Origin of the sequence: Entomohabitans teleogrylli, from assembly GCF_001484765.1 — a bacterium.
Lineage (GTDB): Bacteria > Pseudomonadota > Gammaproteobacteria > Enterobacterales > Enterobacteriaceae > Entomohabitans > Entomohabitans teleogrylli.
The window spans coordinates 100,487-120,840 of record NZ_LLXO01000015.1 but is presented as its reverse complement, the minus strand read 5'-3'; the positions used below and the strand labels follow the sequence as shown (position 1 = coordinate 120,840).

The following is a 20,354-nucleotide window of genomic DNA, read 5'->3' as shown; positions in this document are numbered from 1 at the left end:
GGCTCTCCCTTCTGTTAGCCGCCGTTTTTCAAAGACTCAAGGTATTCCCAGCGTTCGAAAGCCTCTTCGAGACGCTGCTCCGCCGTAGCCAGTTCCGACAGCACCTTCTGGGTCACATCGTGGGGTTGATTGAAAAATTCCGCATCCCCTACCTGCGCCTGCAGTGCTTCCAGTTCGGCTTCCAGCGCTTCAAGTCGTTGAGGTAATTGCTCTAGTTCACGCTGCAGGTTATAGCTTAGTTTGCTGCCGGCGCGTTTAACAGTTTCTGTCTTCGCCGATTCCGCTGGTTTCTCTTTTACCAGCGCCGGCTGACGTAGCGCCTGGGAAGCCGCCTGCTGGCCGCGCGCATCGTGATAGCCGCCGACATACTGGCCGATCCGCCCTTCCCCTTCAAAAATCCAGCATTCGGTCACGGTATTATCGACAAACTGCCGATCGTGGCTGACCAGCAAAACCGTTCCCTGATAGCCATCAATCAGTTCTTCAAGCAATTCCAGCGTTTCGACATCCAGATCGTTGGTCGGTTCGTCGAGGATCAGCAAATTACTCGGTTTCAGAAACAGACGCGCCAGCAGCAGGCGGTTACGTTCACCGCCGGAGAGCGCACGCACCGGCGTCATCGCCCGCTTCGGGTGGAACAGGAAGTCCTGAAGATAGCCCAATACGTGGCGCGAGCGTCCGTTGACCATCACCTCCTGTTTGCCTTCCGCCAGGTTGTCCATCACGGTTTTATCCGGATCGAGAGCAACCCGGTGTTGATCGAAATAGGCGACTTCCAGTTTGGTACCAATATGCATGCGCCCGCTCAGCGGCTGAAGATCGCCGAGCATCAGCTTTAAGAGCGTGGTCTTGCCGCAGCCATTTGGCCCCACCAGGGCAATTTTATCGCCGCGCTGCACCTGGGCGGAAAAATCGCGCACCAGAACTTTGTCATCAATACGGTAGTCGAGGTTGTCAATTTCGAAAACGATCTTGCCGGAGCGGGTCGCTTCTTCTACCTGCATCTTCGCACTGCCCATTACTTCCCGACGTTGCTGGCGCTCGCGGCGCATCGCTTTCAGGGCGCGTACGCGGCCCTCATTGCGAGTACGGCGCGCTTTGATCCCCTGGCGGATCCACACCTCTTCCTGGGCCAGCTTCTTATCGAACTCGGCGTTCTGTAACTCCTCCACGCGCAGAGCCTCTTCCTTAGCCACCAGATACTGGTCATAGTCGCCAGGATATGAAACCAGTTTGCCGCGATCGAGATCGACAATCCGGGTCGCCATATTGCGAATAAAAGAACGGTCATGAGAAATAAACACGATGCTGCCCTGGAATCCTTTCAGGAAGCCTTCCAGCCAGTCGATGGTTTCGATATCCAGATGGTTGGTCGGTTCATCCAGCAGCAACACCCGGGGAGCGCTGACCAGCGCCCGGCCCAGCGCCGCTTTACGTAGCCAGCCGCCGGAAAGCGAAGAAAGGGCGGCATCGGCGTCAAGGCCCATTTGCGTCAGCACTTCATTGATCCGATTTTCCAGTTGCCATAGTCCCTGATGCTCCAGTACCTCCTGGATACGAGCCAGCTGGTTAAGGTGTTTCTCGCTGGGATCGCTCATCACCTTCTGGGAAATCTCATGGTAGGCCTTGAGATGTTCGGCCTGCTCAGCCACCCCTTCCGCTACAAAGTCGTACACGCTACCGGCAACATCACGCGGCGGATCCTGTTGCAGCCGCGACACGATCAGATCCTGCTCGTAAACCAGCCGGCCATCATCCAGCGGTAACTCGCGGTTGAGAATTTTCATCAGCGTGGATTTTCCCGCGCCATTACGCCCCACCAGACACACCCGCTCGTTATCTTCGATATGTAATTCGGCGCTATCCAGCAGCGGCGCATCGCTGAACGAGAGCCACGCGTCGTGCATACTGATTAAAGACATCTTGTTATTCCTTAGTTCGCGTGAATGATCAGCCAGCAGTTATGGATCTGACGATTGCGGGCAAAATCCAGAGACAGGGTTTTTTGGGTGATTTCCTGCGCCTGTAGCCCCAGCGCCGCCATGCCCGGCAGATCCATGCGGAACCCTCGCTTGTTATTCGAAAACATAATGGTGCCGCCCGGACGCAGCAGCCGCTGCAGATCCTGCATCAATCGCAGGTGATCGCGCTGAACGTCAAATGTCTCTTCCATCCGTTTAGAGTTCGAGAAAGTAGGCGGATCGATGAAGATCAGGTCGAACTGTTCATCCGCCTCGCGCAGCCATGCCAGGCAATCCGCCTGCATCAGGCGATGCGCCCGCCCGGTCAGCCCGTTAAGCCGCAAATTGCGCTCCGCCCACTCAAGATAGGTTCGGGACATATCCACAGTCGTGGTGCTGCGTGCGCCGCCCAGGCCTGCATGCACGCTGGCGCTACCGGTATAGGAAAACAGATTCAGGAAATCCTTACCTTTACTCATCTGGCCGAGGGTTCGACGGGCAATTCGGTGATCGAGGAACAACCCGGTATCCAGATAGTCGGTCAGGTTAACCCACAAGCGCGCGTTGTACTCGCGCACTTCCATGAAGTTGCCCTTTTCCGCCATTTTTTGATACTGATTTTTCCCTTTCTGCCGTTCGCGGGTCTTCAGCACCAGTTTACCCGGTTCCAGCTCCAGCACTGACAGCGTTGCGGCAATGACGTCGAACAGACGCTGGCGCGCCTTCGCCGGTTCAATGGTCTTCGGCGGCGCATACTCCTGGATCACCACCCAATCGGCATAGCGATCCACGGCGACGTTGTATTCGGGCAGGTCGGCATCATACAGCCGATAGCATTCGATACCCTCCTGACGCGCCCACTTATCGAGTTTTTTCATATTCTTGCGTAACCGATTGGCGTAATCTTCCGCCACATCCACCGCAGCTTCGCTGGCAGTTTCCGCCAGCCGATAGTTCTTCTGTACGCAGTCCAGTGGACCATTTTTAGCCCGGAACTGTCGATCGGCGCGCAGTTGCAGGCAGTTCAGCAAATCTGGCGCCGCGCTGAACAATGATAAATTCCAGCCGCCAAAGCGTGCTTTCAACAACCGCCCCAGTTGGCTGTGCAGAGCGATCAGCGCCGGCTCGCTCTCCAGACGTTCGCCATAAGGCGGGTTGCTGACCACGGTACCGCGCGGCCCTTCCGGCAGCGGATTACTGAGACGGGAAACATCTTTCACTTCCAGGGCAACGATTTCCGCCAGACCGGCCTGACGAACGTTACTTTTCGCCCGCTCAATCGCCCGGCTGTCATTATCGGAACCGTAGAAGCGCGACTCATAGCCAGACAGCCCGCGACGAGCGCGCAACTGAGCTTCAGTGCGTACCTCTTTCCACACGGATTCATCATGGCCGGCCCAGCCGCTAAACCCCCAGCGGTTACGATGCAGGCCCGGCGCGCGATCGGTGGCGATCATCGCCGCTTCAATTAGCAGCGTCCCGGAACCGCACATCGGATCGAGTAGTGGCGTTCCCGGCTGCCAGCCGGAACGCAAAATAATCGCCGCCGCCAGAGTCTCCTTAATCGGCGCTTGTCCGGTGCGATCGCGGTAGCCGCGCTGGTGCAGCGCGTCACCGCTCAGGTCAATGGCGATACTCGCGATCTCTTTATTCAGCCAGACATTCACCCGCAGGTCCGGCGCATCGCGGTCAACATCAGGACGCGGCAGATTTCGCCGCGTAAAAGCATCAACAATGGCGTCTTTCACTTTCAGAGCGCCATACTGGCTATTGCGGATCGTGTCATTCAGGCCGCTGAAGTGCACCGCGAAAGTGGCCCCCGGCGCCAGCATCTCCGTCCAGTTGATAGCCTGAGCACCCAGGTAAAGATCCAGATCGCTGTAAACCTTACACTCTGCGAGCGGCAGTAAAATCCGCGAAGCCAGCCGGCTCCACATCAGGCTCCGGTAAACCAGCCGCGCATCGCCCTGGTAATGCACACCGCCCTGGACCACCCGGCAGTTTTCCGCGCCCAGGGTCTCCAGTTCAGTTTTTAACAGCTCTTCCAGCCCACGCGCCGTACTGGCAAACAGAGATTTCATATCGTCACTTATGCATAAAAGAAAATTGTCGCGCATTATAGCTAATCCACGACGCATGTCATAAAGTTGCCCTTCTTAATTTCATTACGCAGGGGGCGTTATGATTGCGTTGTCGCGCCTGTATATCCACCCGGTAAAATCGCTGCGCGGGCTGCAGGTCTCTCACGCGCTGGCCGGCCTTAGCGGTCTGTCCGGGGATCGCAGTTTTATGATTACCGAGCCGGACGGCACTTTTATTACCGCGCGCCAGTTTCCGCAGATGGTACTTTTCACGCCGGCCCTGCAGCGCGATGGGCTATGGCTGAGCGCGCCGGACGGGACGTCTGCCGCGGTTCGCTACGACGATTTCCTGCCCGATCCGGCGCCCACCGAGGTATGGGGCAACCACTTTACGGCGCGTATCGCGCCGGAAGCCATCAACCAGTGGCTGAGCGGATTTTTCTCGCGCAGCGTACAGTTGCGCTGGATGGGCGAAATCCCCACCCGGCGGGTAAAAAAACATCAAGAGGTGCCGCTGGGGTTCGCCGACGGCTATCCATACCTGCTGACCAGCGAAGCCTCGCTGCGCGATTTACAGCAGCGCTGCCCGGCAGGCGTCCGCATGGAGCAATTCCGTCCTAACCTGGTGGTCGCCGGCGCGCAGCCCTGGGAAGAAGATGGCTGGAAAGTGATTCGCATCGGCGGCGTAACGTTTGATGTCGTCAAACCCTGTAGTCGCTGTGTCTTCACCACAGTCAGCCCGGAGAAAGGCCATAAACACCCCGGCGCAGAACCGTTAACGACGTTACAGGGGTTCCGCACCGCCCTTGACAACGGCGATGTCGATTTTGGCCAAAACCTGATCGCCCGCAATAGCGGCATTGTACGCGTCGGGGATCAGGTTGAAATCCTCGCCACCCGCACCGCCAGAGCCTATGGCGCAGGCGATACCAGCAGTACGCTGGAGGTGTCAGTCAGTGCGCAGGCCCCGGTGAGTATCAGTTGGCAACAGCAGACATTCCGGGGAAACAATCAGCAGATCCTACTGGAGCAACTGGAACAACAGGGTATTCGTATCCCCTATTCCTGCCGCGCCGGAATTTGCGGAAGCTGCCGGATTCGGTTAACCGCAGGTGAAGTGAATGCGCTGAAGAAAGGCGCGGTAAGTGAGGATGGCACAATCCTGTGCTGCAGTTGCATCCCGGCCAGCGATATTCGCCTTGAGAAGTGTTAAACCGCCTGCTCCAGGCTGAGGTTTTCCGCCTCTGCGGGCATCAGCCTGTCGTTCATCACTTTAATCGCATCGCCGAGCTGCATCGTACGCCCGGCGAGAGTTAAGCCCGCCTGCGCCAGCAGGCACAGTGACGCATTGCCGCCGCTTTCCACTACCAGCAGGCTGACCTGGCGGTTATCTTCGCTGACCAGCACCCAGGCCGCATCTCCCGGCGCAGGCTGCCAGTGATGGTGATGGGCGACAAAATGCCAGCTTTTCGGCATCTGCGGTTTGAGGTAGCGAATCGCTACCAGCGCATTAAGCACCAGTTCGGCCTGCTGCTCCCGGCTCAGGCGCAGCGCCCGACATTTCTCTTCAAAAGAGAAATAGAGCGCCGCATCATCAACACAAAACCCTGTATTTTCAAAGGCATCTGGAGTCAGCATCTTACGCGGGAAACGCGAACGAAACAGCATGCCATTGGCTAAATCGAGCATCATACGGTCATGCTCTTCATCAAAATACCAACGCCAGTTATCGTCTGGTTTTATACGCATAATTTCAGACCTCATCGCTCAATCAACCAGGAATAACATCCCTGAAACTTCATTTTTTATCGCATCCCTTCCTGGTTCAGGTTACAGGTGTGCTGTCTGGATTCATTTGCCCCGGGGATTTAGTTACCACCTTAGTCCCCGGCGATTATCTCACTGACGCTTTATTGATCTTCTCAATTATTCAGTTGCTGACCAGGAAAAAGCTTAATATGAGAATTAGCAGCTGTGATGAAATATAAAGCAACCGGGGCGAAAAATAAAGCCCCGGTGAACAAGAAAGCGACAATGGTCAAATATGGCTGATGATTTCTTTAATTAATGGCGGGCCTTTAAAAATAAATCCCGAATAGATTTGTACTAATGTCGCGCCAGCGGCTATCTTCTCTCTGGCGGCGATCACCGAATCAATGCCTCCAACGCCGATGATGGGCAGTCGGCCATTTAATTCCGCTGACAGTCGGCGAATAATTTCAGTACTTTTCAATTGCACCGGACGGCCGCTTAATCCACCCATTTCATCGCAGTATTTCATGCCCTGCACCAGACTACGGTCGAGTGTCGTATTGGTGGCAATAACCCCATCGATATTATGGCGAACCAGACTGTCAGCAACCTGGATCAATTCTTCCAAAGAAAGATCCGGCGCGATCTTTACAGCGATCGGAACATATTTATGATGGATCTTTTCCAGCACTTGCTGCTTATTTTTAATCGCCGATAAAAGATCGTCCAGCGCTTCACCGTACTGTAGGCTGCGTAATCCCGGCGTATTTGGTGAGGAGATATTGATCGCAATATATCCTGCATAGGGGTAGATCTTATCCATACAGATCAAATAATCGTCTTTGCCCTGCTCGACCGGCGTGTCTTTATTCTTACCAATATTGATCCCCAGCACGCCATCAAAATGGGATTTTTTAACATTCTCAACCAGATGATCGACCCCGAGATTATTAAATCCCATCCGGTTAATCAGCCCTTCAGCCTCAACAAGACGAAACAGGCGCGGTTTATCATTGCCTGGCTGCGGACGCGGCGTAACAGTGCCTATCTCGATAGCGCCAAACCCCATCGCACCCAGCGCATCAATGCACTCGCCGTTTTTATCAAGACCAGCGGCCAGGCCCAGCGGGTTTTTAAAAGTCAGCCCCATACAGCTGACCGGCTTTGCCGGCACGTTCTGGCGTACCAGCCATTCCAGCGGCGTACCGGTAATGCGGCGTAGTTGTTGAAAAGTTAATTCATGAGCGCGCTCGGGATCGAGCTGGAAAAGGGCTTTACGAACGAAGGGATAGTACATGAACTCTCCTGGATTCCCGGTGTGCAAACCGGGGCGGTATTATTATTCATCTTCCCGCTAAAGGGAATTGACCTGTAACAAAAAATCACCACGCCAGGCAAACGTTTACCTTCCCGACGTCGTCTTTATGCAGTTATCAGCAATTGAAACCCAAAAATTTTATTTAATGGAATAAGCCGGGTCTGTCACCATGCGATTGTTACCAGAATTAACATCTATCCAACAATTCGTGATTAAGGAGCCGTCATGCGCGTCATTACTCTGGCGGGAAGTCCCCGTTTCCCCTCCCGCTCCAGCTCACTGCTGGAGTATGCCCGCGAAAAACTCCACGCGCTGGATGTCGAGGTTTGCCACTGGCACCTGCAGAATTTCGCGCCGGAAGACCTGCTGTACGCCCGCTTTGACAGCCCGGCGCTACTGACGCTGCTTGAACAACTGGAAGAGGCTGACGGCGTGATCATTGCCACGCCGGTTTATAAAGCGGCCTATTCAGGCGCGCTGAAAACACTGCTTGACCTGCTCCCGGAACGGGCGCTGGAGAAAAAAGTGGTTCTGCCCGTCGCCACCGGCGGCAGTGTGGCACACATGCTGGCGGTGGATTATGCCCTTAAGCCCGTACTCAGCGCCCTGAAAGCCCAGGAAGTGCTGCACGGCGTCTTCGCCGACGACTCACAGATCCGCGACTATCAGCATAAGGCTATCCTGGCCCCTGAGCTGCAGCAGCGCCTCGACAGCGCGCTGGAAACGTTCTGGCAGGCCCTGCAGCGTCGGGAAAAAACGCCGTTGCCGTCGTTGAATACCCGTATCGCAGCGGCGGCCTCTTTTTAAAGGCCGTGGAGCCGTTTTACGGTATGCATTATTTAAGGAGCATTTGATGTCGAAACCCGTCTCTTCCGCCCTGATACGCCTGGCGCCATGGCTGTTGCCGGTGACACTGGTCGCCGTCTGGCAACTGGCCTCCTCAACAGGCTGGCTTTCCACCCGGGTGCTGCCCTCTCCGGAAGGCGTGGTGCTGGCGTTCTGGCGTTTGTCCGCCAGCGGCGAGCTGTGGCATCATCTGGCGATCAGCACCTGGCGCGCTTTAATCGGTTTCGCCATCGGCGGCAGTATTGGCCTGATCCTCGGTTTGATCAGCGGCCTGTCGCGCTGGGGGGAACGGCTGCTGGATACCTCAGTCCAGATGCTGCGCAATATCCCACATCTGGCGCTGATCCCACTGGTGATCCTGTGGTTCGGCATCGATGAAACCGCCAAAATTTTCCTCGTGGCCCTGGGTACCCTGTTCCCCATCTACATCAATACCTGGCACGGCATTCGCAATATCGACAGCGGTCTGCTGGAAATGGCCAGAAGTTATGGCCTGTCAGGTTTCAGTCTGTTCAGTCAGGTGATCCTTCCCGGCGCACTGCCTTCGATTATGGTCGGCGTACGCTTTGCGCTCGGGCTAATGTGGCTGACCCTGATTGTCGCGGAAACCATCTCCGCCAATGCCGGTATCGGCTACCTGGCGATGAACGCCCGGGAATTTCTTCAGACCGACGTGGTGGTGGTCGCCATCATTCTCTATGCCCTGCTCGGCAAGCTGGCGGATACCAGCGCCCAGCTTCTGGAGCGCGCCTGGCTGCGCTGGCACCCGGCATATCAGTTACAGGAGGCAGCATGACAAATACTTCGCGCCTGACCCCGGGTATTCCGCTGGCGGTCAATACGCTGACCAAACGTTACGGTGACAAAACCATTCTTCGCGACGTCGACTTGCGCATTCCCGCCGGGCAATTCGTCGCCGTAGTCGGACGCAGCGGCGGCGGGAAAAGTACTCTGCTGCGCCTGTTTGCCGGGCTGGAATCCCCTACCAGCGGCGAACTGCTGGCCGGTAACTCGCCGCTGAAGTCGACACAGCAGGATACCCGATTGATGTTCCAGGATGCGCGCCTGCTACCGTGGAAAAAAGTGATTGATAACGTTGGTCTGGGGCTCAAAGGCGACTGGCGCCCCGCTGCGCTGGATGCGCTGGCGGCAGTCGGTCTACGGGACCGCGCCAGCGAGTGGCCCGCCGCCCTGTCCGGCGGCCAGAAACAGCGCGTGGCGCTGGCCCGGGCATTGATCCATCGCCCGGGACTACTGCTGCTCGACGAACCGCTGGGGGCGCTGGATGCCTTAACCCGTCTGGAAATGCAGGCGCTGATCGAATCTCTGTGGCAGGAACACGGATTTACAGTGCTGCTGGTCACGCATGATGTCAGTGAAGCCGTCGCGATGGCTGACCGGGTACTGCTGATTGAAGAGGGCAATATCGGGCTGGATTTAACCGTCGATTTACCACGCCCGCGACGCCGCGGCTCAGCGCGCCTGGCGGAACTGGAAGCGCGAGTGCTGGAGCGGGTAATGCGCCCGGACAGCGTACCATCAGCAACCCAGCCGATTCGCAAAACCGGCTGATTGTCTCATGATGGCGGGCCGGCGCTTTCTCCATTAAGGAGGGGGAAATCAACGTGCTGATTTCCCCCTCAGTTTATCGCTCTGCGCGCGATCAGCCTTTACAACACACAAGCAGTACCTGGTTATGCCAGCGCTTTACTGATTTTCTCGTAAAGATCGCCGGACAGATTTTCCAGCCCTTTCAAATGTTCCAGCGCCGCCCGCATCATCACCTGGCGTTTCTCATCGTAACGCTTCATGCGAATCAACGGCTCGATCAGGCGCGAGGCCACCTGTGGATTGCGGGTGTTTAGCTCGGTCAACATATCGACCAGGAACTGATAACCGCTACCGTCCTGAGCGTGGAACGCCGCCGGGTTTCCGCTGACAAACGCGCCAATCAGCGAACGAATACGGTTCGGATTGCCCATGCTGAACGATCGGTGATTCAGCAACTCGCGCACCCGGGACAATACTCCCTGTTCCGGACTGGTCGCCTGCAGAATGAACCACTTATCCATCACCAGGCCGTCCTGATGCCACTGCTTGTCATATTCCGCCATCAGCGCATCGCGGCACGGCAGTTGGGCGCCAACCGCCGCTGACAACGCGGCCAGCGCGTCGGTCATATTATCGGCCTGACGATACTGGGCGCTGACCAGCTTATCCGCCAGTTCAGCGTCGCCGAAAGCCAGATAATGAAGGCAAACATTACGCAGCGCGCGTTTACCAATATCCTCGTGATCGATACGGTAACTGTCCAGCTTGTTGGCGTGATACACCGCCAGGCATTCATCCGCCAGTTCAGTGGCAAGCGTATGGGTTAGCGCCTGCTGGACCGCAGCAATAGCCAGCGGATCGATAAGCGGGAATAATTCGGCCATCTCATTCTGTGAAGGCAGCGTCAGGATCTCCGCCGCCAGCGCCGGATCGATATGTTCATCAAGCAAAATCGCCCGGAACGCATCGGCCACGTGTAAAGGCAGCGACAGCGGCTGCTTCTGCTGGTGGCGCGCCACATTCAGCTTAATATAGGTCGCCAGCAGGCTCTGCGCGGCATCCCAGCGCGAAAAGTCATTACGCGCATGACGCATCAGAAAGGTCAGTTGCTGATCGTTCCATTTATATTCCAGCTTCACCGGCGCGGAAAATTCGCGCAGCAGCGACGGTACCGGCTGGAAGTAGACATTATCGAAAACAAACGTCTGTTGCGCCTGAGTGACATTCAACACGTGATGAACCGGATGACCGCCCTTCTGCAGCGGGATCACTTTCCCCTCGCTGTCATAAAGTTCGATATCGAAAGGAATATGCAACGGTTGCTTTTCCGGCTGATCGTCGGTGGGGGGCGTTTTCTGGCTGATGGTCAACGTGTACTGTTCGGTCTGCGGATTATAGTCGTCGTGCACCGTCACGACCGGCGTACCGGACTGGCTGTACCAGAGGCGGAAATGGGAAAGATCGACATTCGAAGCATCTTCCATCGCCTGCACAAAGTCGTCGCAGGTGGCGGCGCTACCGTCATGGCGCTCGAAATAGAGCTGCATCCCTTTCTGGAAATTTTCTTCTCCCAACAAGGTATGCAACATACGAATCACTTCCGCCCCTTTCTCATAAACGGTCAGGGTATAGAAGTTATTCATTTCGATGACCATATCCGGGCGGATCGGGTGCGCCATCGGACTGGCGTCTTCGGCAAATTGCATACCGCGCATGGTGCGAACGTTGGCAATCCGGTTTACCGCCCGGGAGCCCAGATCGGAACTGAACTCCTGATCGCGGAATACTGTTAGCCCCTCTTTGAGGCTTAACTGGAACCAGTCGCGACAGGTGACCCGGTTGCCGGTCCAGTTGTGGAAATATTCGTGGCCGATCACCCGTTCAATATTCAGATAGTCTTTGTCGGTGGCGGTCTGCGCCCTGGCCAGCACATATTTGGAGTTAAAGACATTCAGCCCTTTATTCTCCATCGCCCCCATATTGAAGAAGTCGACCGCCACGATCATATAAATGTCCAGATCGTACTCAAGGCCAAAGCGCGTTTCATCCCACTTCATTGAGTTTTTCAGCGACGTCATCGCCCAGTCGGCGCGATCGAGATTGCCGCGATCGACATACAGCTCCAGCGCCACGTCGCGCCCGGAGCGGGTGGTAAAGGTATCGCGCAATACGTCGAAATCCCCGGCCACCAGAGCAAACAGGTAACACGGTTTCGGGAACGGATCCTGCCACTGTACCCAGTGGCGGCCATCTTCCAGGCTGCCCTGAGCCACCCGGTTGCCGTTAGACAGCAGAAACGGATACCTGGCCTTATCAGCAATAATACGCGTACTAAAGCGCGCCAGCACGTCCGGGCGGTCCAGGTACCAGGTGATATGGCGGAATCCCTCTGCTTCACACTGGGTACACAACGCTTCGCCGGATTGATACAGCCCCTCAAGGGCGGTATTGGCCGCCGGGCTGATTTCATTCACCACGGTCAGCGTAAAGCGCTCGGGCACCTGGCTTAACACCAGCGCCCCCTCTTCCAGACGGTAGTGAGGCCACGGCGCATCGTTAACGGCAACCGAAACCAGCGTCAGTCCTTCGCCATCAAGGCGCAGTTGCGCATCGGCAGCGCCCTGGCGCTGTACCTGGCTTATCGCAGTAACGGTGGTTTTTTGCGCATCGAGCTCGAAGCTCAAGTCAATATCACCGATGGTATAATCCGGCGCACGATAGTCGTGGCGGTATTTGGCCTGAGGGTGTTGTGTCATAAAAAACCTTATGCATCGTCCTGAGTTAACATTTCCCAGTCTATTCCTGTTACGGTATTGTTGCCACGCCCAAATAACGCTCTTTTCCTTCAATCAGCACAGAGTTTACGCAATGCCGGCCCTGGCGGCACGATTTGCCCTCGACCTGGACTTTGGCTTATGTTGTGATCTTGCTTCAATAAACCGATAATCAGGGTATACTCCTGCGTCTTTACCTGACCTCAGCCATTGATGGAAACGCTCCTGTGAGAGGATGCTGAAACGCGCCATGACACGACACGCTTCCCCGATATTACGTTCATTGCTGGATACCGACGCCTATAAGCTTCATATGCAGCAGGCCGTGTTCCACCACTACTACGATGTCAACGTCGCGGCTGAATTTCGCTGCCGGGGCGATGACCTGCTCGGTCTTTATGCTGACGTCATCCGTGAACAGGTAGATGCCATGCAGCATCTGGCGCTCAGCGAAGAAGAATTCCGCTGGCTCTCCGGCCTGCCTTTCTTTAAGGGCGACTACCTGAACTGGTTCAAAAACTTCCGCTATGATCCGACCCAGGTCACCATCCGCAACGTGCAGGGGAAACTTGAAATCCGCCTGTCCGGCCCGTGGCGTGAAGTGATCATGTGGGAAGTTCCTCTGCTGGCGGTGATCAGCGAAGTGGTTCACCACTACCGCAGCCCGGAGGCCAGTGTCGACATGGCGCTGACCCACCTCGAAGATAAGCTCACGGAGTTTGGTCATCTGACTCAGGATTTAACCCTGTCTCAGTTCCGGCTGATGGACTTCGGCACCCGGCGCCGTTTCTCCCGGGAGGTTCAGCAAGCCATTGTTGAACGTCTGAAGCAGGAGCCGTGGTTTATTGGCACCAGTAATTACGATCTGGCGCGACGCCTGACGCTGACGCCCATGGGAACTCAGGCCCACGAATGGTTCCAGGCCCACCAGCAGATCAGCCCGGTACTGGCCAACAGTCAGCGCGCCGCCCTGCAGGCCTGGCTGGACGAATATCCGGATCAATTAGGCATCGCTCTGACCGACTGTATAACTATGGACGCCTTCCTGCGCGATTTCGGTCCCGGGTTCGCCACCCGCTACCAGGGGCTGCGCCATGACTCCGGCGACCCGGTACAGTGGGGAGAGAAAGCCATCGCCCACTATGAAAAGCTGGGCATCGATCCGCTAAGTAAAACGCTGATTTTTTCCGATAACCTCGATCTGACCAAAGCGGTCGAGTTGTATCGCCACTTTGCCAGACGGATTAATCTCGGTTTTGGTATCGGCACCCGCCTGACTTGTGATATTCCCGGCGTAAAACCGTTGAATATCGTGATTAAGCTGGTGGAGTGCAACGGTAAACCGGTGGCGAAGCTCTCCGACAGTCCGGGAAAAACTATCTGCCAGGATAAAGCCTTTGTGCGGGCGCTGCGTAAGGCGTTCGACCTGCCGCTGGTAAAAAAAGCCAGCTAACGTGCCGGGAACCCATTGAGGTTCCCGCTCTTTTCTGTATTCTTTCGCTTCGCGCGTGAATTCTGCTTGTCTGCCGGCGTGCGCCAGGTAACATAGATATCCCCACGTAGGTGGGCATGGAATTTATTGTCATTGACTATTAAGAGAGAAAATTATGAGCGTTGTGCCTGTAGCAGACGTACTCCAGGGCCGCGCCGCCGTTGACAGCGAAGTCACCGTGCGCGGATGGGTACGTACCCGTAGAGATTCAAAAGCTGGCTTTTCCTTCCTGGCCGTCTATGACGGTTCCTGCTTTGATCCGGTACAGGCCGTCGTTAATAATTCTCTGCCTAATTACGATCAGGAAATCCTGCGTCTCACCACCGGCTGTTCCGTGATCGTTACCGGGAAAGTGGTGGCTTCCCAGGGCCAGGGCCAGTCGTATGAAATTCAGGCCACCCAGGTGGAAGTGACCGGCTGGGTGGAAGACCCGGAAACCTATCCGATGGCCGCCAAGCGCCACAGCATTGAGTACCTGCGCGAAGTAGCCCACCTGCGCCCGCGTACCAACCTGATCGGCGCGGTAGCCCGCGTGCGTCATACCCTGGCCCAGGCGCTGCATCGCTTTTTTGATGAGCAGGGCTTCTTCTGGGTATCCACGCCGCTGATCACCGCCTCCGATACCGAAGGGGCTGGCGAAATGTTCCGGGTTTCAACGCTTGATCTGGAAAACCTGCCGCGCGATGACCAGGGAAAAGTAGATTTCGACAAAGACTTCTTCGGCAAAGAGGCGTTTCTGACGGTTTCCGGGCAGTTGAACGGTGAAACCTATGCCTGCGCACTGTCCAAAATCTACACTTTCGGCCCAACATTTCGCGCTGAAAACTCCAACACCAGCCGCCATCTGGCAGAGTTCTGGATGCTGGAGCCGGAAGTTGCGTTCGCCGATCTTAACGATGTCGCCGGGCTGGCGGAAGCCATGCTCAAGTATGTCTTTAAGGCAGTACTGGAAGAGCGTGCCGACGATATGAAATTCTTCGCCGAACGGGTGGATAAAGATGCCGTAACCCGCCTGGAACGTTTTGTTACCGCTGATTTCGCCCAGGTGGACTACACCGATGCGGTAGCCATTCTTGAGAAGTGCGGTCAGACTTTCGAAAACCCGGTTTACTGGGGCGTCGACCTGGCCTCTGAGCATGAGCGCTATCTGGCGGAGCAGCATTTTAAAGCGCCAGTGGTGGTGAAAAACTACCCGAAAGACATCAAAGCCTTCTATATGCGCCTTAATGACGATGGCAAAACCGTGGCGGCGATGGACGTGCTGGCGCCGGGCATCGGTGAGATCATCGGCGGTTCCCAGCGTGAAGAGCGCCTGACCGTGCTGGATGCGCGTATGGAAGAGATGGGCCTCAACAAAGAGGATTACTGGTGGTATCGCGACCTGCGCCGCTACGGCACTGTGCCGCACGCCGGTTTCGGCCTCGGCTTTGAGCGCCTGATCGCCTATGTCACCGGGGTACAAAACGTGCGTGACGTCATTCCCTTCCCGCGCTCTCCGCGTAACGCGAACTTCTGATAGCGATTTCAGGGCCGGAAATACCGGCCCTTTATTTTCAGTACTCCCGTCCCTTATTTCACCCGCCGTTATTTTAAATTTTCTTATAATCGAAAAACCCGGTCATTTCTGCGGCCATTTTTTCACCATCATTCGGGATAAATGACCATTTTCAGGCGCGTTACACAGCACGATAGCCACCACCAGACATAAAACCAGGTAAAAATGCTAACTTATCGTGATACCTGCTATTTTTGTGGCAAACGGTTGGCAATTGATAAATCTACCGTTAACCTGAGTAACGAATTTCCTTCGATATCACAATGGAACCTCGTTATGTTTGAAAACATTACCGCTGCCCCCGCCGATCCAATCCTTGGCCTTGCCGAGCTGTTTCGCAACGACGAACGCCCCACCAAAATTAACCTCGGCATTGGAGTTTACAAGGATGAGACGGGTAAAACGCCGGTTCTGACCAGCGTAAAAAAAGCCGAACAATATTTGCTGGAAAATGAAACCACCAAAAACTATTTAGGTATCGATGGTATTCCGGAATTTGGCCGCTGTACCCAGGAATTGCTGTTTGGTAAAGGCAGCGCCATTATCGACGCTAAACGCGGTAAAACCGCGCAAACCCCGGGTGGCACTGGCGCTCTGCGCGTCGCCGCCGACTTCCTGGCCAAAAATACCAGCGCCAGGCGCGTCTGGGTCAGCAACCCGAGCTGGCCGAACCATAAGAGCGTATTTAACTCTGCCGGTCTGGAAGTATGCGACTATGACTACTACGACGCCGAAAACCACTCGCTGGATTTTGACGGGCTGCTGGCCAGCCTGCAGCAGGCTCAGGCTGGCGATGTAGTACTGTTTCACGGCTGCTGCCACAACCCGACCGGTATTGATCCCACGCTGGAACAATGGCAGCAACTGGCGGCGATGTCGGTTGAGAAAGGCTGGCTGCCGCTGTTCGACTTCGCCTACCAGGGCTTCGCCCGCGGTCTGGAAGAAGATGCTGAAGGCCTGCGCGCGTTCGCTGCAGTGCATAAAGAGCTGATTGTCGCCAGTTCTTTCTCGAAAAACTTCGGTCTGTACAACGAACGCGTCGGCGCCTGTACTCTGGTTGCCGCGGATGCGGAAACCGCCGATCGCGCTTTCAGCCAGATGAAAGCCGTGATTCGCGCCAACTACTCCAACCCGCCGGCCCACGGCGCGTCGGTGGTAGCGACCATCCTGAGCAACGATGCGCTGCGCGCTATCTGGGAGCAGGAGCTGACCGATATGCGTCAGCGTATTCAGCGTATGCGCCTGCTGTTCGTCAACACGCTGCAGGAAAAAGGCGCCAGCCGCGATTTCAGCTTCATCACCCGCCAGAACGGCATGTTCTCTTTCAGTGGGCTGAATAAAGATCAGGTACTACGCCTGCGCGAAGAGTTCGCTATCTACGCGGTGGCTTCTGGTCGCATTAACGTCGCCGGCATGACGCCAGACAATATGGCGCCGCTGTGCGAGGCGATTGTCGCCGTTCTGTAAACGACCTCGTTCAGAGACAATAAAGGCCGCATTCGCGGCCTTTATTACTGCTGACAAAGCAGGAAAAAACGTGGTTTTTCGTGCTTTGTGGTCATCGGCCGAAAATCAATAAATTGATTTTCCTTGTTTGTTATCAGGTGATATCGACAAGTTCGGCAATGAAATCAGGTTAGCCATCAATCTAAAAGGCCGCATTCGCGGCCTTTATTATTCTGGACTGACAGTCGGTTACCAGACCGGCATTTCATCCTGCAGAAACGGGTTATGCAGTCGCTCATCGCCCAGCGTTGACAGCGGACCGTGTCCGGGGATAAAGGTAACATCATCCCCCAGCGGCAGCAGTTTGCGCTTAATCGCATCGATCAACTGACTATGATCGCCACGCGGGAAATCGCTACGCCCCACCCCGCCTTTAAAAATCACGTCACCGGAAATCAGCAGCCGGGATTTTTCATCCCAAAAGACCACGTGGCCAGGCGTGTGCCCCGGGCAATGTAGCACCTGTAAAGCGACATTCCCTACCGCCACACTATCGCCCTCGTTAAGCCAGCGATCGGGGGTTAACGGCGGGCAATTCTCCAGACCGAACATTTGACTCTGGGCCGGCAACCCCTGCAGCCAAAACTCATCTTCCTGCTGCGGGCCAACAATCGGCACGCCATAATGAGCGGCCAGCTCTGCCGCCGCGCCGACGTGATCAAGGTGACCATGAGTCAGCAGGATCTGCTCAATATCCACGCCACAGCCGACCACCTGCTGGCGAATTTTCGCCGCATCGCCGCCGGGATCCACCAGCGCCGCCTGCTTCGTCTCTTCACACCAGATCAGCGTGCAGTTCTGGGCGAACGCCGTCACCGGAATAATATGGTAATTCATACTGCCCCATTACCGGCGTATCGCCGGGATTCGTTACTTACCAGTGCCTTACCGGACCGGTATCAATATGCACAAAGTTACTACGCGGGTAGTATCCTACACCACCGGCGCGCATAGATAACGCCGCTTTGCGAATATTGCTTAACGAAACCCCTTCAATATGGAAATCCATCGCCTGGCCGCGGGTGTGATAGCTCTTTTTCGCTACCCCACGGCGGTGGGCACGCATTTCATTGTTGGTATCCAGCGAACGGTAGCCGGAAATCAGCTGTACCGGGCGGGTTGTGCCTACCAGCCCCTGCAGGCGGTAGAGTTGGTCAAACAGACGGGGATCGATATCTCTGGTTTTGTTCGCGCGATAATCACGGAAAAAATGGTTAAGTCTGGCTAACTCATCCTGAATATAGCCTCTACCGTCGAAAAACTCCGCTTTAATGGACTCCCCGGTATTCAGATTATTCAGCTTCAGAATACGCGGCCGCGGCGTGGAGAGGGTGGCAAACGCTTGCGTTGGTAACAGAGCCGCGCCTAAGGCCACTCCCCCCAACGCCAGCAATTTGCGGCGATTAGCGTCAAATTTATCCATGATATAAGGTCTACAGGTAAATGATGAATGTCAAAATGTACTTCTGGCGCACCTTTGGAACCTTAACCGCCAAAAAACCATCAGTCAAGGCCGCAAAAATCCCATAGAGCCGGGCTGCATCGCTGTTTCAGCCCGGCTTCATTCATTTACTACGACAGTTAATATCCTGGAATTACTGCATTTAGCGGATTAATTGTTCCGCTTTCGACAGTATTTGTGCGTTGGATCGCGCAGTGAGATCGTAATTGTAAATATCTGTACGGAATTGTGTGCGTCCATCAGTGCCGACAAACGCCGTCAGATAATAAAGGTTCACCGGAATCCGATTGCGTATATTCACATAGCGGGTATTACCTTCCTTCAGAGCCCCGGAAATACGCGAATCGCTCCATCCGGCGTCCTGCAATAACATCCCCGCCAGTTCAGACGCTTTGTTCACCCGCACGCAGCCGGAGCTGAGCGCTCTCGCTTCGCGCCTGAACAAGCCATGGTTTGGCGTATCGTGCAGATAGATAGCATCAGAGCTCGGCATATTGAACTTATAGCGCCCCAGCGAGTTACTCGAGCCCGGTTTCTGCTGGAAGCGGAACGGCATATTCGACGGAGTGATCGTTGCCCAGTCGACCATCCACGGGTTGACTACCTCGGCGTTATTGCTCCAGCCGCTCATGACAGTGTAACCGTGTCGCTCCAGGTAACCAGGATCGTTCCAGACCTTCGGCAAAATATCTTTTTTGGCCAGACTGGGCGGGACGTTCCACGGCGGGTTGACCACCACGTTATTCAGCGCGCTACTCATCATCGGGGTCTTTCTGTCCGGCCTGCCGACAATCACCCGGGAGGCAAGCACTTCGCTGCCGTTGAGGTAGTACACCAGCGAATAGTCAGGGATATTGACCATAATACCGGTGTCCAGTTTTTCCGGCAGCAGGCGCAGACGCTGAATATTAAGCGCCACCAACCCGGCTCGCTGCTGGGGAGAAATATTCAGCCATTCGCGGGTCGCTTTACCAATCGCCCCGTCAGGATCCAGTCCCTGCCATTTCTGGAAGCGTTTTACCGCCTCCACCAGCTCAGCGTTGTAAACCGCCGGCGCGGATTTACGCGGCGCCGGCGCTTCCTGGGCGGACGTACTAATCACCGCGTCAGGGACCGGTTGCTCTTCCAGCATCCCTGAACGCTGCAGAATATCGCGCAGCGCCGGCACATCCGCGCTCACCTGACCGGGTCGCAGCGTAGTGGTGCCCGCCATTTGCGGCCACGGGCGGTTATCGGCGATCAGGTGCAGTAACGTGCTATGCATTTGCTCATACTGCGGGTGTTGCGGCGCCAGAGATGCGATATAGCTCACCAGTTCGCCCTTATCCAGCGCCAGTTGCCATTGGTTAATGACCGACAGCGGCGCCAGTTGCATCTTGTAAGGTTTGCTACTGTAGAGCCAACGATTACCTTTCGTGGGAATGCCGCTGAGATAATCCAGGTAACCCATCATGGCATCAGACAGCACCACATCGCGCGCCATGCCGCTGACGGCAGGATCAGTCAATAATTGCACCCAGACGCTGAACTGCGGCTGGAAACCGGCGATCGCCACCTCGGCGAGCTGCTGCTGAAAGGCTTTAACCGCATCGCGATTTTCCCACATCGGCTTCATCTCTCTGGCGCTATAAATCGCCGCCAGCGCGTTCAGGTAGACCGGCGTGTAGCTGGAAGGAAGCAGGGCCTGTAGCTCGCTGCGGCCCTGAGCGGCAGACATGCCGCCTTCACCGGGCTGGAGCGTGCCCATCAGCGCGGCAGTAGCCGGAGACTGGCTGACCGGTTCCGCGAGTTCCCCTGGCGGGTTAACGGCCGCCGCCGAACTATCGGCAGGGATCACTTCAGGCTCATCGGCCTGTACAGACAACAGTGGAGCGGTGTACAGCGCCACACAACAGACCAGCGCTGATAATCGATAACGATTGTGTTTCAAAAGCAACATCCTTTGCCCCCTGTTTATGCACCATCAAAATAGAACTTAAGGCTTCTTTATTAGTATATAAATAGTGAAAATCACTTGCCGCGCTAAATCAGAATAAATTTGTCAGATCAATCGTTG

General features: G+C 55.7%; 15 protein-coding genes. 7 read left to right on the top strand and 8 right to left on the bottom strand.

Translation table 11 applies throughout. The features are described 5' to 3' along the window. Window positions 1-14: 14 nt before the first annotated feature. Together AQ981_RS18000 and rlmKL are read right to left on the bottom strand one after the other, a co-directional pair. The gene (locus tag AQ981_RS18000) at window positions 15-1,922 is read right to left on the bottom strand and encodes an ABC transporter ATP-binding protein (protein ID WP_058913127.1); all 1,908 of its coding nucleotides are present in this window, start codon (window positions 1,920-1,922) and stop codon (window positions 15-17) included. Window positions 1,923-1,933: 11 nt separating this feature from the next. Then, window positions 1,934-4,042 carry a bifunctional 23S rRNA (guanine(2069)-N(7))-methyltransferase RlmK/23S rRNA (guanine(2445)-N(2))-methyltransferase RlmL gene (rlmKL, locus tag AQ981_RS17995; RefSeq protein ID WP_058913126.1) on the bottom strand — a complete coding sequence of 703 codons (2,109 nt, stop codon included), beginning with the start codon at window positions 4,040-4,042 and terminating at the stop codon, window positions 1,934-1,936. Window positions 4,043-4,142: 100 nt separating this feature from the next. Here rlmKL and AQ981_RS17990 point away from each other — a divergent pair, with 100 nt between their 5' ends. Then, window positions 4,143-5,255, top strand: a complete 1,113-nt coding sequence (locus AQ981_RS17990; RefSeq protein WP_058913125.1) for a YcbX family protein — start codon at window positions 4,143-4,145, stop codon at window positions 5,253-5,255. Here the strand turns inward: AQ981_RS17990 and AQ981_RS17985 are convergent. Continuing rightward, window positions 5,252-5,791 carry a cell division protein ZapC gene (locus tag AQ981_RS17985; RefSeq protein WP_058913179.1) on the bottom strand — a complete coding sequence of 180 codons (540 nt, stop codon included), beginning with the start codon at window positions 5,789-5,791 and terminating at the stop codon, window positions 5,252-5,254. The genes AQ981_RS17990 and AQ981_RS17985 overlap by 4 nt on opposite strands. A gap of 289 nt (window positions 5,792-6,080) precedes the next feature. Continuing rightward, a complete protein-coding gene (gene pyrD, locus AQ981_RS17980) occupies window positions 6,081-7,091 on the bottom strand; it encodes a quinone-dependent dihydroorotate dehydrogenase (protein ID WP_058913124.1) in 1,011 nt (336 codons plus the stop codon). Between the two features lie 246 nt (window positions 7,092-7,337). Here pyrD and ssuE point away from each other — a divergent pair, with 246 nt between their 5' ends. From ssuE to ssuB, 3 genes are read left to right on the top strand one after another with little or no spacing between them, the layout of a single operon-like run. Then, complete coding sequence (gene ssuE / locus AQ981_RS17975; RefSeq protein WP_058913123.1) at window positions 7,338-7,919, top strand: NADPH-dependent FMN reductase; 582 nt, start codon at window positions 7,338-7,340, stop codon at window positions 7,917-7,919. Window positions 7,920-7,965: 46 nt separating this feature from the next. Further along, window positions 7,966-8,754: an aliphatic sulfonate ABC transporter permease SsuC gene (gene ssuC / locus AQ981_RS17970; protein WP_058913122.1), complete on the top strand. Its 789-nt coding sequence runs from the start codon at window positions 7,966-7,968 to the stop codon at window positions 8,752-8,754. After that, a complete protein-coding gene (gene ssuB / locus AQ981_RS17965) occupies window positions 8,751-9,530 on the top strand; it encodes an aliphatic sulfonates ABC transporter ATP-binding protein (protein ID WP_058913121.1) in 780 nt (259 codons plus the stop codon). Before ssuC ends, ssuB begins: the two co-directional genes overlap by 4 nt. 122 nt (window positions 9,531-9,652) lie before the next feature. On the opposite strand, the gene pepN is transcribed toward ssuB, so the two are convergent. Continuing rightward, window positions 9,653-12,265, bottom strand: coding sequence for an aminopeptidase N (gene pepN, locus AQ981_RS17960; RefSeq protein ID WP_058913120.1), 2,613 nt, complete (start codon window positions 12,263-12,265; stop codon window positions 9,653-9,655). Window positions 12,266-12,533: 268 nt separating this feature from the next. On the opposite strand from pepN, the gene pncB reads away from it, so the two are divergent. The 3 genes from pncB to AQ981_RS17945 all read left to right on the top strand — a co-directional run bounded on the left by pncB (window position 12,534) and on the right by AQ981_RS17945 (window position 16,797). Then, complete coding sequence (gene pncB / locus AQ981_RS17955) at window positions 12,534-13,736, top strand: nicotinate phosphoribosyltransferase (RefSeq protein ID WP_058913178.1); 1,203 nt, start codon at window positions 12,534-12,536, stop codon at window positions 13,734-13,736. 154 nt (window positions 13,737-13,890) lie between these two features. Then, on the top strand, window positions 13,891-15,291 hold the full coding sequence (gene asnS, locus AQ981_RS17950) for an asparagine--tRNA ligase (RefSeq protein WP_058913119.1): 1,401 nt from the start codon (window positions 13,891-13,893) through the stop codon (window positions 15,289-15,291). 315 nt (window positions 15,292-15,606) lie between these two features. Further along, window positions 15,607-16,797 carry an amino acid aminotransferase gene (locus tag AQ981_RS17945; RefSeq protein ID WP_058913118.1) on the top strand — a complete coding sequence of 397 codons (1,191 nt, stop codon included), beginning with the start codon at window positions 15,607-15,609 and terminating at the stop codon, window positions 16,795-16,797. A gap of 228 nt (window positions 16,798-17,025) precedes the next feature. Here AQ981_RS17945 and AQ981_RS17940 read toward each other — a convergent pair whose 3' ends face one another. The 3 genes from AQ981_RS17940 to ldtD form a co-directional block, all read right to left on the bottom strand. Next, on the bottom strand, window positions 17,026-17,673 hold the full coding sequence (locus tag AQ981_RS17940; protein WP_058913117.1) for an MBL fold metallo-hydrolase: 648 nt from the start codon (window positions 17,671-17,673) through the stop codon (window positions 17,026-17,028). Between the two features lie 37 nt (window positions 17,674-17,710). Next, window positions 17,711-18,259: a peptidoglycan L,D-endopeptidase MepK gene (gene mepK, locus AQ981_RS17935; RefSeq protein WP_058913116.1), complete on the bottom strand. Its 549-nt coding sequence runs from the start codon at window positions 18,257-18,259 to the stop codon at window positions 17,711-17,713. 181 nt (window positions 18,260-18,440) lie between these two features. Then, complete coding sequence (gene ldtD, locus AQ981_RS17930) at window positions 18,441-20,237, bottom strand: L,D-transpeptidase (RefSeq protein WP_058913115.1); 1,797 nt, start codon at window positions 20,235-20,237, stop codon at window positions 18,441-18,443. Window positions 20,238-20,354: the final 117 nt, after the last annotated feature.